Origin of the sequence: Aliiroseovarius lamellibrachiae, assembly GCF_018599245.1 — a bacterium.
Lineage (GTDB): Bacteria > Pseudomonadota > Alphaproteobacteria > Rhodobacterales > Rhodobacteraceae > Aliiroseovarius > Aliiroseovarius lamellibrachiae.
The window spans coordinates 541,702-554,895 of the sequence record NZ_JAHEVJ010000001.1; the positions used below are offsets into that span (position 1 = coordinate 541,702).

13 protein-coding genes and 1 tRNA gene are annotated in these 13,194 nt (G+C 55.8%); 7 read left to right on the forward strand and 7 right to left on the reverse strand.

Annotation, left to right across the window (positions count from 1 at the left end; genetic code table 11):
* Positions 1-55 precede the first annotated feature (55 nt).
* Positions 56-129, reverse strand: a tRNA-Cys gene (locus KKW20_RS02720).
* 223 nt (positions 130-352) lie between these two features.
* On the opposite strand from KKW20_RS02720, the gene KKW20_RS02725 reads away from it, so the two are divergent.
* The 3 genes from KKW20_RS02725 (at position 353) to KKW20_RS02735 (ending at position 3,629) form a co-directional block, all read left to right on the forward strand.
* The gene (locus tag KKW20_RS02725; protein ID WP_214565831.1) at positions 353-1,006 is read left to right on the forward strand and encodes a protein-L-isoaspartate O-methyltransferase family protein; all 654 of its coding nucleotides are present in this window, start codon (positions 353-355) and stop codon (positions 1,004-1,006) included.
* A gap of 58 nt (positions 1,007-1,064) precedes the next feature.
* Positions 1,065-2,456 carry a TolC family outer membrane protein gene (locus tag KKW20_RS02730; protein WP_214565833.1) on the forward strand — a complete coding sequence of 464 codons (1,392 nt, stop codon included), beginning with the start codon at positions 1,065-1,067 and terminating at the stop codon, positions 2,454-2,456.
* A 78-nt stretch (positions 2,457-2,534) separates the two neighbouring features.
* Positions 2,535-3,629, forward strand: a complete 1,095-nt coding sequence (locus KKW20_RS02735) for a hypothetical protein (protein WP_214565835.1) — start codon at positions 2,535-2,537, stop codon at positions 3,627-3,629.
* A 4-nt stretch (positions 3,630-3,633) separates the two neighbouring features.
* On the opposite strand, the gene KKW20_RS02740 is transcribed toward KKW20_RS02735, so the two are convergent.
* Together KKW20_RS02740 and KKW20_RS02745 are read right to left on the reverse strand one after the other, a co-directional pair.
* Positions 3,634-5,079, reverse strand: coding sequence for a cobyric acid synthase (locus KKW20_RS02740; RefSeq protein WP_214565837.1), 1,446 nt, complete (start codon positions 5,077-5,079; stop codon positions 3,634-3,636).
* 141 nt (positions 5,080-5,220) lie between these two features.
* A complete protein-coding gene (locus tag KKW20_RS02745; RefSeq protein WP_214565839.1) occupies positions 5,221-5,538 on the reverse strand; it encodes a DUF6280 family protein in 318 nt (105 codons plus the stop codon).
* A 226-nt stretch (positions 5,539-5,764) separates the two neighbouring features.
* Here KKW20_RS02745 and efp point away from each other — a divergent pair, with 226 nt between their 5' ends.
* Together efp and KKW20_RS02755 are read left to right on the forward strand one after the other, a co-directional pair.
* Positions 5,765-6,328, forward strand: a complete 564-nt coding sequence (gene efp, locus KKW20_RS02750) for an elongation factor P (protein ID WP_214565841.1) — start codon at positions 5,765-5,767, stop codon at positions 6,326-6,328.
* Positions 6,329-6,363: 35 nt separating this feature from the next.
* Positions 6,364-6,969 (forward strand): pseudouridine synthase, encoded by a 606-nt coding sequence (locus KKW20_RS02755; protein ID WP_246534399.1) that lies wholly within the window; start codon positions 6,364-6,366, stop codon positions 6,967-6,969.
* An 11-nt stretch (positions 6,970-6,980) separates the two neighbouring features.
* Here the strand turns inward: KKW20_RS02755 and ygfZ are convergent, their stop codons facing one another.
* From ygfZ to KKW20_RS02770, 3 genes are read right to left on the reverse strand one after another with little or no spacing between them, the layout of a single operon-like run.
* On the reverse strand, positions 6,981-7,721 hold the full coding sequence (gene ygfZ, locus KKW20_RS02760; RefSeq protein WP_214565843.1) for a CAF17-like 4Fe-4S cluster assembly/insertion protein YgfZ: 741 nt from the start codon (positions 7,719-7,721) through the stop codon (positions 6,981-6,983).
* Positions 7,718-9,613, reverse strand: a complete 1,896-nt coding sequence (locus tag KKW20_RS02765; protein WP_246534400.1) for an ABC transporter ATP-binding protein — start codon at positions 9,611-9,613, stop codon at positions 7,718-7,720. Before KKW20_RS02765 ends, ygfZ begins: the two co-directional genes overlap by 4 nt.
* Positions 9,610-10,305, reverse strand: a complete 696-nt coding sequence (locus KKW20_RS02770) for a phosphatase domain-containing protein (protein WP_214565844.1) — start codon at positions 10,303-10,305, stop codon at positions 9,610-9,612. The genes KKW20_RS02765 and KKW20_RS02770 overlap by 4 nt, the downstream gene beginning before the upstream one ends.
* Positions 10,306-10,502: 197 nt before the next feature.
* On the opposite strand from KKW20_RS02770, the gene KKW20_RS02775 reads away from it, so the two are divergent.
* A complete protein-coding gene (locus KKW20_RS02775; protein ID WP_214565846.1) occupies positions 10,503-11,702 on the forward strand; it encodes a pyridoxal-phosphate-dependent aminotransferase family protein in 1,200 nt (399 codons plus the stop codon).
* A 26-nt stretch (positions 11,703-11,728) separates the two neighbouring features.
* On the opposite strand, the gene KKW20_RS02780 is transcribed toward KKW20_RS02775, so the two are convergent.
* Positions 11,729-12,841 (reverse strand): pyridoxal phosphate-dependent aminotransferase, encoded by a 1,113-nt coding sequence (locus KKW20_RS02780; RefSeq protein ID WP_214565848.1) that lies wholly within the window; start codon positions 12,839-12,841, stop codon positions 11,729-11,731.
* Positions 12,842-12,965: 124 nt separating this feature from the next.
* On the opposite strand from KKW20_RS02780, the gene KKW20_RS02785 reads away from it, so the two are divergent.
* A complete protein-coding gene (locus KKW20_RS02785) occupies positions 12,966-13,142 on the forward strand; it encodes a Tat pathway signal protein (RefSeq protein ID WP_214565850.1) in 177 nt (58 codons plus the stop codon).
* Positions 13,143-13,194: the final 52 nt, after the last annotated feature.

Sequence of the window (13,194 nt, forward strand, 5' to 3'; positions counted from 1 at the left end):
GTGCCTAAACCTACAAAATCACCTCAGACTTCAAGAGCTAAGGTTTTGATTTTATTGGAGGCGAGTACCGGAATCGAACCGGTGTACACGGATTTGCAATCCGCTGCGTCACCACTCCGCCAACTCGCCGTCCGTGATGTTGCGCTTCTCTAGCGCCATTCTTAGTGGGTTGTCCAGAGGAGATCGGGCGAGAAAACAGAAAGTTTTGGTGGAAAAGTTTTGGGATTTGCGGCCTGCGCGAAATGTTTGCAAAATAGTTGCTATCATGCCGCACCTAACCCCTTGTGGGATTGCCGCAGACCGCTATCTATGGCAAAACAATGCAAATGTTTCTGACACGATAGGCTCAACGATGACCGATTTTGCAGCGCGCCGCACGATGATGGTGGACACACAAGTTCGCCCTTCCGATGTGACCAAATTCCCAATTATCGACGCGATGTTGTCGGTTCCGCGCGAAGATTTCGTACCGGATGCCAAGCGCGAAGCCGCCTATATGGGCGAAAACATTGATCTGGGTGCCGGGCGTGTTGTGCTGGAACCCCGCACCTTGGCCAAGATGCTGGACGCCGTTGACGTGCAACCCGATGAGATGGTGCTCGATCTTGGTTGCGGGCTTGGATACAGCTCAGCCGTCTTGGCGCGGCTTGCAGATTTTGTGGTTGCGGTTGAAAGCGACGAAGCAATGGCTGGTGAAGCGCAGGCTGCGCTGTCGGCTTTCGGTGCGGATAATGTCGCGGTCATTCACGGCGAGCCTGCGGATGGGAATGCCAAAAACGGTCCCTATGATGTGATTGTGGTTGAGGGTGCCGTTGAACAGATTCCCGACGCTGTGGTGGACCAGTTGAAAGACGGTGGGCGCATCGCGGCCATTTTCGCGGACGGAAAGCTGGGGACGGTACGTGTAGGGTATAAGATTGATGGTCAAATGGCTTGGCGTCATTCGTTTCACGCCGGCGCGCCGGTTATGTCCGGCTTCGAAACATCGCGGACGTTTGTATTGTAATACTCGTAAGCCCGCGCGCGGGCTGATATTGTCGAATGCAGTAGGATTGGATTGAAAAATGGGTATTAAATCAAAGCTGATCAGCGTTGCCGCTGTGGCCCTGATGTCGACGACCCCGGTCGCTTGGGCCGAGAGTCTGTCTGATGCGATGGCATCGGCCTATAAATCCAGTGGTTTATTAAAGCAAAATCAGGCGATTTTGCGCGCGGCTGATGAAGATGTGGCTATTTCCCTGTCTGCTTTGCGTCCGACGATTGAATATTCCCTGAGCCATGGTTGGGCAGACACCGACGGGCGGGGGCCGACCCCCGATGGACGCCAGACAAGCGCGACCTTGACCGCCAGTATGCTGCTTTACAATTTCGGTCGCGGTAAAATGGGGGTTCAAGCCTCAAAAGAGCTGGTTCTAGCCGCACGGGATACACTTGTTGGTGTGGAGCAGAATGTGCTGCTGCGCTCTGTTCGGGCGTATCTAAATGTTCGCTCGGCGATTGAAAACGTGGCCCTTCAAGGGAACTCGGTCCGTGTTCTGACCCAAGAATTACGGGCGGCAAATGATCGGTTCGACGTCGGAGAAGTGACCCAAACTGACGTGGCCATTGCGCGTGCGCGTCTGGCATCTGCGCGCTCTGGCGAAGTCTCCGCCCGTGGACAATTGGAAATCGCTCGCGAAGAATATCGCGCGTCGGTTGGCCACTTGCCAAAAGGCCTTTCGACACCGCCACATTTGCCGGCGACAGCCAAGTCGCTGGAGGCTGCGAAATCTGTAGCCCGCCAGAGACATCCGGACATTCAAGCCGCTCAGCACCAGGTTGCAGCAGCTGAAATTGGGATCAAAGTTGCCAAGACGGCCATGATGCCATCAGTCGTCGGGCAGGCGCAAACGGCCTATAGCGATACGGTTGGTGACAGCACGCAAGGAAATTTCAACAATAGTATCGGGATTACCGTGCGCGGCGAAATTTATTCCGGTGGATTACGCTCTGCGCAATATCGCAAAGCGGTTGCTCAGGCAGAGCAGGCACGCTCAGGCTTATACCTGTCGCGTTTGAGCGTGGATCAGAATGTGGCCAATGCTTGGTCGCAGATGGCAATTGCAGCGGCACAGCTGGAAGCGACTGATCGACAGATTCGGGCCAGCCGTGTTGCATTGCGTGGTGCGCGTGAAGAAGCCACGCTTGGGTCGCGCACGACCTTGGATGTTTTGAACGCGGAACAAGAGCTTCTGAATGCCGAAGCCGCGCGGATCTCGGCGCAAGCGGATCGGTATTATGCCGCTTATTCGCTGTTGTCCGCGATGGGCCTTTTGACGGCGGAGCATTTGAAACTGGGCGTCGTAACCTATGACGCAGAGGCGTATTACAACGCTGTTCGCAATGCGCCCGTGCGCCAGGTCAGCCCCCAAGGACAAAAGCTCGACGCTATTATTGAGCTTCTCGGCAAGAATTGATCGCCGTGTTGTGAGAATCAGGTATGGCCTGTAAACTGCTTGTGTAAACCCCGTTAAATACGGGAAAAAGAACAGTTTATGAGCAGGTATTCAGGTATGTCGGACCCCGTCACAAATGCAGAGATCGAGGATGTTCTATCCTCGATCCGTCGTCTCGTTTCCGAAAATGCCGTGCCACAACCGGCCGCCAAAGTCGTCGACACGCAACGGGATCAAGACCTGTCTCCAAAGCCTGCATTTGGGACCGTCAGGGCGGCGGACAAGCTTGTCCTAACGCCGGACTTTCGTGTGCATGAGGCCCGAGAAGCGAAGGATGAACCGCATTCGGAGCAGGTTCCGCTTGAGGTTTCCGAGACGCCGGAAAACGAGACCGAGCTTTCCGGCTCGGTGTCCGGTGAGGTGCCACAGGATGCCCAGCCCGAACATCATAATGCGCCGGACGCGGATCCCTGGCAGGATCTGAAAGATGATGTTTCCGAGCATTTAGAATCGTCTGAACACGAAGGGGCAGATGCCAATGTTCACCAGGATCAAGCGTCTCGTGACGCAAATCCTGAGGCGGAGCCAAATCCGGAAGAGCCCTTGCAACTTAACGCAAGCGAGCAGGTGCCAGAGCAGGACACGCCAGAGCCAGAGCCAGAGACAGAGACAGAGCCAGAGACAGAGGCAGAGCAAGAGACAGCGCAAGAGACAGCGTCAACGACCTGGCCCGCTGATATTTCTGCTTCTTTTGAGGATGTGAATGAAGAGACGCATCTTGAAGATCGTGTCGCCGAACTTGAGGCTGCAGTGAGCGATAGCAGTGTCGAATTTGAACCCGATCTGGGCGATGCTGTTGAAGATCTGGGGCCGGGAGTTTTCCTGCGTCAGCGTGCTGAGCGTGCGCCAATGGCCGACGATGACACATGGGAAAAGGTGGAGGCCGATGTTTCCGATTTCGTCGACGCTGCCCGCGCCGTCGATGGGGCCGCGGTTGATACCGAAGCTGACGAAGAAGATTTGAAGCTTGGTGAAGACGCCGCTTTGATCGACGAAGATATGCTCCGTGATCTGGTGGTGCGCCTTGTGCGAGAAGAGCTTCAGGGGGCGGTCGGTGAAAAGATCACGCGAAATGTTCGGCGTTTGGTGCGCCGAGAAGTCGAGCGCGCCCTGACGCTTAAAAGCTTGGAATAATACCCTATTTTGCGATTGAAAGCAGCATGTCGAGGTCAAGATGCGCTTCGATATGCTGCGCCAATGCGTCTAGGGTCGCCTCAACCTGTCCGTCGTAACTGGCGTCAGAGACGCGGGCCCCAAGCCCGGTCAGATATTGGCGCCGAAAGCCGTCAGCAGAGAATAAACCGTGTAAGTAACAGCCGCGCACACGCCCGGTTTCATTGCTTGCGCCTTCCGCTCTCTCACCGATCGACAACCAAGCTCGCGCGGTGTCAGGGCCCTCCGTGCGTCCGAGATGAATTTCGTAACCTTGCAGGGTCTCGCCGCTGTTACGATCTATTGCTTCGGTTCGGCTAAGGGTTTTCTTCGGCTCAAGCTTGGTCACAACATCCAAATGGCCCAAGCCTGGAACACGACCGGGGTTGCCCTCAATGCCGTTATCATCACAGATTTCGCGCCCCAGCATTTGATAGCCACCACAGATACCCAGAACATGGCCACCACGGCGGGTATGAGCTTGCAGGTCGATGTCCCATCCTTGGCGACGGAACTCTGCAAGGTCGGAAATAGTAGATTTGGATCCAGGGATTAAGACGAGGTCCGCATCAAGGGGCAGGGGGCGGCCCGGTTCAATGATTTCAACAGTCACATCCGGTTCATTCACCAGTGGGTCAAGATCATCAAAATTGGCGATGCGCCCCAGTTTTGGCACCACGATTTTGAACCGCCCCCCCTTGCGGGTGGCGATGTCGAGCACATCTTCGGCAGGTAATTTCCAGGCGTCGGCAAACCACGGAAGCGTGCCTAAATCCGACCAACCTGTCCGGGTCGCAATCTCTTTTGCGCCATCAGAAAAAAGTGCAACATCCCCTCGGAACTTGTTGACAAGAAAGGCTTTGATCAGGCTTTGATCGCTTTTTGGCAAAACGGCATGGGTGCCAACAAGCTGTGCAATCACGCCGCCCCGATCAATATCACCCGCCAGAACCACCGGGACATGTGCAGCCTCTGCAAATCCCATGTTGGCGATGTCGCCCGAGCGCAGGTTGATCTCAGCCGGGCTTCCCGCCCCCTCTACAATGACCAGATCGCGACCCTGTTTCAGACGCTCAAAGCTTTCCAGCACCCGCGGCATAAGCGTTGATTTCATCTTGCCATAGTCACGCGCGCGCAAGGTGGTCAGGCGCTGGCCTTGGACAATCACCTGTGCGCCTGTCTCCGTCTCAGGTTTCAGCAGAACCGGGTTCATATCCACAATGGGATCAAGACCACAGGCGCGGGCCTGAAGGGCCTGTGCGCGGCCAATTTCACCGCCATCTGCGGTCACAGCGGCGTTGTTGGACATGTTCTGCGGCTTGAATGGTGCCACGGACAGGCCGCGTTTTACACAGGCTCGTGCGATGCCCGCGACAAGCATGGACTTTCCGACGTTAGAGCCGGCGCCCTGGATCATGATCGATTTACTCATGCCCTCTGCTTATGAAATTTCATGCGCGCTGCACAGCCCCCGCACGACAGGAATTTACGGGGGGGCGACATATGTGGTTGATGCAAAGAAAAACGCGCCACAATTGGGCGCGTTCTTTTCGTGCTAACGGCTAAGGCGGTGTTAGGCCGCTTCGGCTTGTGCTGCATTGCGACGTTCGCTTTCTTCGCGGCTGAGCGCCACAGAGGTACGAATGCCTTTGTCGACAAATTCCATCAGGCCTTTGACCACACGTTCGTTCGGGTCGATGCCCGCACAGCTTAAGACCTCACGTCCGTCACGCGACCGTGCCCAACGGGCAATTTGGTCCGGCCCATTGCCGTATTTCTTGTCATCTGCAATTGCATCATCAAGGGCAGCCAGCACAACAGCGGCAAAAAGCTTGCGTGCGCGATTGCCTTGTTCGTGATTGAATGCAGTACCGTCTACGGAATCCAACATGGTTGTCCTTTACGTTTCTTGCTTGCGCTCACATGGCGTTCGGCCAATATGGCGTTTTCCCCGCGATTCGATATCCCCCTCAGCGCATGGCTGCCATGCTTTTGTTGCATAGCTGTTACAATGCGAAGTGCAGGGTAAAGCGAGCATGGCGTCGTCTTGCATGGGGAAGACCCGCAAGATATAGGTGCATCCAGACAAAAATCAACCTTTTAAAGGGTCCAACACCATGGCCAAGATCAATGGCAACGAAATCCGCCCCGGCAATGTGCTGGAACATAACAACGGCCTATGGGCCGCCGTCAAAGTCGACCACGTCAAGCCCGGCAAGGGCGGCGCCTTTGCTCAGGTCGAACTGCGCAACCTGCGCAACGGGTCCAAACTGAACGAACGGTTCCGGTCAGCAGACAAAGTGGAACGTGTACGTCTGGAGCAAAAAGACCAGCAATTTCTGTATGAAAGCAGTGGTATGCTGGTATTTATGGACACTGAAACCTATGAGCAAATCGAATTGCCAGCAGAGCTTTTGGGCGATCGCCGCCCGTTCCTGCAGGACGGTATGACCATTGTGGTTGAGTTCTATGACGACGAAGCTTTGAATGCGACTGTGCCCCAAAAGGTGACCTGCGTCGTGGTGGAAACCGAGCCAGTTGTGAAAGGTCAGACCGCCGCCAACAGCTTTAAGCCTGCGATTTTGGACAATGGCGTTAAGGTTATGGTGCCGCCTTTTGTGGGCCAGGACGAAGCAATTGTGGTTAACACCGAGTCGATGGAATACTCAGAACGCGCTTAAGTTTCTGAAAATTCTAGTTACAAAGGGGCAGGGCGATGGCGCTGCCCTTTTTATTTGAGGATCAGATGACCACCATTCTCTTCAACAAGCCCTTTAATGTGCTGTCGCAATTTACCGACAAAAGCCTTGAGGCAAGCAACCGCGAGACATTATCGACCTATATCGACATCCCCAAGGTCTATGCCGCCGGACGGTTGGATCGCGACAGCGAGGGGCTTTTGGTGCTGACGGACAATGGCGGCTTGCAGGCCAAGATTGCCAATCCAAAATTCAAGCTTGAGAAAACATATTGGGCGCAGGTCGAAGGTGAACCGGAAGAGGCCGCGTTAAAGGCGTTGGCAAAAGGGGTGGATCTAAAGGACGGACGCACGCGTCCGGCCAAGGTCACACGCATGTCTGAACCACAAATGCTCTGGCCGCGCACGCCACCTATTCGGGTGCGCAAATCTATTCCCGATACTTGGGTCGAAATTACGATCAGCGAGGGGCGAAACCGACAGGTGCGCCGCATGACCGCCGCGATTGGTCACCCAACCTTACGGCTCATCCGGTATCGCATTGGGGATTGGACGTTGGATGGGATTCCTACGGGACATTGGACCTATGCACCTGAGCGTCCGCGCTTTGGTGGGAATTTGTAATCCCCGTCGTTTTACGCGGGCCAGCTCACTTTTGCATCACCTGCCATCATCTCGCCACTTGCCCGGTCAAAACGCAGATATGCGATCGCCAGCCCACCTGATTGGGTGAACAAAGTGCCGGCGGGCTTGCCACTTGCGGTGATCTCCGTGCCCACGGGGGCGTGCCCCGAAATTCGCACCTGCACCAAGCCTTTGCGCAGCTCAGTTTTGTGCTTCATGCGCGCTGTGACCTCTTGGCCCACATAGCATCCCTTGCGAAAATCAACGCCGTGCAGCCGTTCAAACCCGGCCTCAAGAATGTAACTTTCAGAGCTCAGCTCAATTCCGGTTTCCGGGATCACATGGGCCACACGCACCGCGTCAAAATCCCCCTGTTCTGAAGGGCGACCATCATAGGCGCGCCAGCCCATATCCGGGTGGCGTGGATCGGGAAATGCCCCTTCGGGCGTCTCAGACAGGCCGCGCGCAGGCACGATATCTGTGGCAGAGATTTGCACATCGGCGCGCAATTTGTACATGGTCAGGCGTTGTGTAAGACCCGGCGCCAAACTGCTGTGGACATCCAAAAGAATGCCATCGTCTGTTGCGATCAGAAAGAAGTCAGCAAGGTATTTTCCTTGTGGCGTCAACATTGCGGCATAAAGCATCCCATCCGACAGGCCTTTGATATCATTAGTGATAAGGCCCTGCAGGAACTCGGTGCGATCCGCGCCGGTCAGGCATAAAACCGTTCTGTCAGTGGTACGGGTCATTTGTGCTCCTCATTGCGGCCAAAGCCAAACAGACGTTTCAGGCTGAACCTTCTCAGGTCAAATTTCTTTGCACCGGGGGGGGAGGCAATGGTGCGGGAATTGCCGAGCGCTTTCTCTTCTGCGGTTGGCCCACTGTCTTTGAACTGTAACGCATGGAGTTGGGCATAGATGCCGCCGCGCGCAAGAAGTTCATCATGGGTGCCTTGATCGACCACTTTGCCGTGATCCATCACGACGATTTTATCCGCCGCTTGGATGGTGGAAAGGCGATGGGCAATGACCAGTGTGGTGCGCCCTTCGGAGAGTTGATCCAGCGCGTCTTGCACGAGCTTTTCGGACTTTGCATCAAGGGCAGATGTGGCCTCGTCCAACAAAAGGACGGGCGCATCTCGTAACACAGCACGCGCAATAGCAACCCGTTGTTTCTGCCCCCCCGAAAGGTTTGACCCTCGCGGCCCGGCCGGGGTGTCGATCCCTTGTTCCAGTTGCGGCAGAAAATCGGCCACATGGGCGGTTTTCAGTGCGTGGTTTAGGCTGGTATCGGACACGTTATCGCGGCCCATCAAGATGTTATCGCGCAGTGTCTCATCAAACAGCAGCGCCTCTTGGCTGACCACGGAATAAAGCGCGCGCAGTTGATCCAATGGCAGGTCAGTAATATTGGTGCCGCCGATGGTGATGCTACCCTTGCCCGCGTCAGACAAGCGCGTAAGCAGGTTGAACACAGTGCTTTTCCCAGCGCCAGAGGCGCCGACAAGGGCGGTGGTTTGGCCCGCGTTTGCGGTAAAACTTGCGCCTTTTAAAACCGGCGTATCACCATAGGAAAACTGAACATTGCTTAGCACGATATCGGCGTTTTGGGCTGGGCCAGACAGTCGTTTTGGCGTGGCTGGCGACAGGATTGTCGCGCGGGTGTTAAAAACATCGCGGATGCGTTCCAGACTGGCAAGCGCGGCTTGCCATGCGCCTGACACACGGCCCAGATTGCGCATAGGGTCAAAAACCAGCGCCATGGCGGTGAAGAAAGACATGAACTCGCCCACCGTTTTTTCACCGGCAACGATCTGTAGGCCACCGTAGAACAGCACACCAAAAAAGCCGATCGCGGCGATAATGTCGATAAGCGCGACGATACCGGCCTGGCTGATCTGGCTTTTCAAATGGGTCGAGGCAAAGGTATCAATCTCATTCTCTACCCGGCCGCGCTCTCGTGTCTCTGCGCCTGCGAGTTTGATCTGATTGATGCCGTGGAAAATCTCATCCAATCGGGTTGAGATTTGCGCGGCCGAGGCGCGGCTGTCGGTTGTGGTGCGGCGCACGCGCTTTTGCAAGATGCCGACTGGGATGGTGAGGATGGGGGCAGCTGCCACCGCGATCAGCACCCAAACCCAGTCGATCCAAAACGCCACGCCAAGCAGTGCCAATAACGACACAACATCGCGCGCCACCGCCGAGAGAACCACCTCCCAAATGGTGGCGATCGCCTGCGCATCACCACGTACCCGTTCCATCAATGTGCCCGGTGAATTGTCACGGAAATAGTTGCTATCAAGGGTGAGCATATGCGTCACCATGTTTGATTGCAGCCGCGCGGCCACCCGCTGTCCCACATGAACCATCAGCGTTTTATGGCCAAAGGCAGAGATTGCGCGCACCACAAAAATGCCTGCGACCATCGCCGCCACGCCAAAAATTGCGGCGGTCGATCCGCCCGCAAAAGCGGTGTCAAACATTGGCTTGATCATATAACTTAACCCGCCAAGGGCTATGCCTTCGGTCGCCATCAGTAAAACGGCAATCACCAACGGCAGGCGATACGCCCGTAAGTACCCGCGCCAAAGCCAGCGGATCATTGGGTCCTTCATTGCGGTAGATTGCTTGACGTCACTCATGTATCGCTCCGCCCATTGCGCTTGTCGTTAAACGATGCGGTCAGCGCCTCTGGGTCATAATAGTCGCGGATCCAGTCGCGGATTGGCATTGGGTCGGCCTGGATGTGATCCCTGTAGGCTGCAATCACATGGTCCAATATCCCCGCCTTTGACCAATGCTGATGAGCATATTTGATCGACAGTTGCTTGGCGGCCTCTTCAACGGGCGCACCCTGATAATCAATCATGTAAAAGGCCGCCGCCAACCCGGTGCGGTCTGCGCCTGATTTGCAATGGATCAGCATTGGTTTTTCCACTTGGTCCATCAGATCAAACAACGCCAAATATTGCTCGGCGGGCAACAGTTCACGCGCTTCAAGCGGCAGGTCGTAAAGGGCCATGCCATAATCCGCACAGGCCTCTTTTTCAAAAAGGTAATACGAATACACATCTGCCCCGCGCAGGTTGATTACCGACTTGATGCCAATTTCGGACAATGCGGGAAAATGTACGGGGTCAGGCTGGTTTGACCGCCACGCGTCATCTGACAATTGATAACGATTGGGCAGCATACGGCGCAAAAACGCATGATCCACCAAATTGTTATGCGTGCGGGCGGAACGGCGCGCTTTTGGGGTTGAGATATCCATGCCAAACCCGTGCTTCCACGCGCGTTCTTTGGCCTTGATCTTGGCATAAAGGGTCGAAAACATACGCGCTCCGCAGATCTGGTCGCCGGGTTTCCACCGGTGTATCGTCAAAGGCCGGGGCAGACAAGCAACGTACTTTTTACCGGATCCATAAATAACTATTCTGATGAGCGTCACAAATTTGAATGGCGCCCGCGTTGACGGGTCTTTGTTCGCGCCTTACCCCTAATGAAAACAATAAACTCACAGTGAGGTTTCCCATGTCGCTTGCCCATGGACGCAGTTATCTGGCCATCCCTGGCCCCTCGGTTATGCCCGATCGTGTGTTGCAAGCCATGCACACCGCAGCCCCCAATATTTACGCGGGCGAGCTGGTGGATATGATGCCGGGGATCATGTCCGGGTTGAAAAATGTGGCGCGCACCAGACATTTTGCGACGATCTATATCGCCAATGGGCATGGCGCATGGGAGGCGGCTTTGTCCAATGTTCTTGCCCCCGGTGATAAGGTTCTGTCTCTTTGCACGGGTCGATTTGGTCATGGATGGGCTGAAATGGCTTGCTCACTTGGGGCTACCCCACAGGTGATGGACTTCGGCAATGCAACGCCAGTGGATGCGGCACATGTGGCCGCTGTCCTTCGTGAGGATCACAATCATGAGATTAAGGCCGTGCTCGCCACGCATGTGGATACGTCAAGCTCGGTGAAAAACGATATCGCAGCGATACGGGCGGCGATGGATCACGCAGACCACCCCGCACTGTTGATGGCTGATTGCATCGCGTCTTTTGGTGCCGAACGTTTTGAAATGGACGCTTGGGGGGTGGATGTGATGGTCGGGGCCAGCCAAAAGGGAATGATGGTTCCGCCGGGGTTGGGCTTTGTGTTTTTTAATGAAAAGGCGGTGGCGGCACGCCAGGAACTGCCCCGTGTGTCCAATTACTGGGATTGGGAGCCACGTAAAAATCCCGACCAGCTGTGGCAGTATTTTGGGGGAACGCCGCCAACGCATCACCTTTATGGCCTACGTGCTGCCCTTGCGATGATAGAGGACGAAGGCGGAATTGAAGCGGTTTGGGCGCGGCATGAACATCTTGCCCGCGCGATTTGGGCGACTTTTGACGCATGGGCAAATGCGGGGCCCGTGGCGTTGAATGTGGCCGATCGTGCCAACCGATCCTGCGCTGTGACCTCGGTTGGGATTGGGGCGCCAAACGGGCTTCGATTGCGCGAATGGTGCGAGGCCAAAATGGGCGTGACCTTGGGGATCGGACTGGGAATGGGCACCGACGAAGACCCCGACAGCACGGGTTTTTTCCGGTTGGGCCACATGGGGCATGTGAACGCGCATATGGTGATGGGGGCCTTGTCCGCAATCGAAGCGGGTTTGACGGCGCTAAACATTCCACATGGCGAGGGCGCCCTAGAGGCCATGGCGAAGGTCATGGCGGAAGCTTGAACGAACACTCTTGGTTGAGCGGGCCGTTAGTTGCGGGCCTCTCTCAACGCATCAGGCAAAGCTGCGGCAAACACATCAAGATCCTGAGGGCGGCCTGCTGACAGGCGAATGCATCGGTCCTGTGGGGCCGCAAAGGGCATGCGCACAAAGAGGTTCCGCTTTACCAGCGCTGCCAGAACCTTACGGGCGAAGTCTCCATCCTGACCGCAATCAATGGCGACAAAATTTGTACCGGAGGGCAGGGTGCTCAGGCCATTCTCGCGGGCAATGTCGTCGATCCGTGTGCGTGCCTTGGCGATGTTGTTTTGCGTCTCCGTAAGATAGTCTGCATCCTCTAACGCCGCCAAAGCGCCCGCTTGCGAAATCCGGCACATGCCAAAATGATTGCGGATCTTGTTAAAGGCCGTGATCAGCTCCGGATGTGAAATCGCATATCCGACGCGTGCGCCCGCAAGGCTGTAAGCCTTTGAAAACGTGCGCATACGGATGACGCGCGGATCGTTTGGATCCAGCGCAGGGGCCGTGCCTTCGGGCGCAAATTCGATATAGGCTTCATCCAACACCAAAAGACAGCCTTCGGGCACAGCGTCGATCATCGTCTGAATACGGGCGGCATCGTGCCATGTGCCCATCGGGTTGTCTGGGTTGGCGATATAGACAAGCTTGGCGCCGACCTCGTTGGCTTTTGCGATCAACGCCTCTGGGTCTTCGTGGTCGTTTTTGTAAGGGACCGTCACAAGTTCGCCGCCAAAGCCCGCAACATGATAGTTAAACGTCGGATAGGCCCCCTGCGAGGTGACCACCTTGTCACCCGGTTGGATCAACAGCCGCACGAGATAGCCCAAAATGCCGTCGATGCCTTCCCCCACCAAGATGCTCTCAGTTGGGATATTGTGATGTGCGCTCAGGGCGTTGCGCAAATCATAGTTTTCCGGGTCCCCATACATCCACGCCTCACTGGCGGCCTTTTGCATCGCGGCGACGGCTTTGGGCGAGGGGCCAAAGACATTCTCATTTGCCCCAAGACGCGCATCAAAAGCCCGCCCTCGCGCACGTTCTTGTGTTTCCGGGCCCACAAATGGAACGGCGGCAGGAAGCGTTTTGGCGAGCGGGGTCAGGCGAGCGTAAGTCTTGGTCATAAGGATGTTAGAACAGGCTGTCGTGAAGGGTACAAGAGCGGCCACGCTTGAAAATGGGTAAATTGACCTTACATGAGAATGGTTCGCAACTTTACGTTGCCATAGCAAAATTCAGGAGGCCAATATGCCCCAAATGAGCAGACGTTTGTTTCTGACCAGTGCCGCCGCCGCAGCAAGCCTTCGCGCCGCCCCACAAACCGCTGTCACGCTTGCCAAATCTCCCCCAGCCCGCAGGGTGTTGGAGCTTGTCTATGACAAATCCATGGGCATGATGCGCGCCGTGGAACGTGTGATCCACTGACCGAAAACGCAAAAGGCCGAGCATCTCGCCCGGCCTTTATAGCGTGTTTTCA

Bases quoted from the DNA above. Each gene is read 5' to 3' on its own strand.
- KKW20_RS02735 (WP_214565835.1), top strand. From the start codon at position 2,535: ATGAGCAGGTATTCAGGTATGTCGGACCCCGTCACAAATGCAGAGATC.
- KKW20_RS02780 (WP_214565848.1), bottom strand. From the start codon at position 12,841: ATGACCAAGACTTACGCTCGCCTGACCCCGCTCGCCAAAACGCTTCCT.
- KKW20_RS02745 (WP_214565839.1), bottom strand. From the start codon at position 5,538: ATGTTGGATTCCGTAGACGGTACTGCATTCAATCACGAACAAGGCAAT.
- efp (WP_214565841.1), top strand. From the start codon at position 5,765: ATGGCCAAGATCAATGGCAACGAAATCCGCCCCGGCAATGTGCTGGAA.
- KKW20_RS02725 (WP_214565831.1), top strand. From the start codon at position 353: ATGACCGATTTTGCAGCGCGCCGCACGATGATGGTGGACACACAAGTT.
- KKW20_RS02765 (WP_246534400.1), bottom strand. From the start codon at position 9,613: ATGAGTGACGTCAAGCAATCTACCGCAATGAAGGACCCAATGATCCGC.
- KKW20_RS02770 (WP_214565844.1), bottom strand. From the start codon at position 10,305: ATGTTTTCGACCCTTTATGCCAAGATCAAGGCCAAAGAACGCGCGTGG.
- ygfZ (WP_214565843.1), bottom strand. From the start codon at position 7,721: ATGACCCGTACCACTGACAGAACGGTTTTATGCCTGACCGGCGCGGAT.
- KKW20_RS02740 (WP_214565837.1), bottom strand. From the start codon at position 5,079: ATGAGTAAATCGATCATGATCCAGGGCGCCGGCTCTAACGTCGGAAAG.
- KKW20_RS02730 (WP_214565833.1), top strand. From the start codon at position 1,065: ATGGGTATTAAATCAAAGCTGATCAGCGTTGCCGCTGTGGCCCTGATG.
- KKW20_RS02755 (WP_246534399.1), top strand. From the start codon at position 6,364: ATGGCGCTGCCCTTTTTATTTGAGGATCAGATGACCACCATTCTCTTC.
- KKW20_RS02775 (WP_214565846.1), top strand. From the start codon at position 10,503: ATGTCGCTTGCCCATGGACGCAGTTATCTGGCCATCCCTGGCCCCTCG.
- KKW20_RS02785 (WP_214565850.1), top strand. From the start codon at position 12,966: ATGCCCCAAATGAGCAGACGTTTGTTTCTGACCAGTGCCGCCGCCGCA.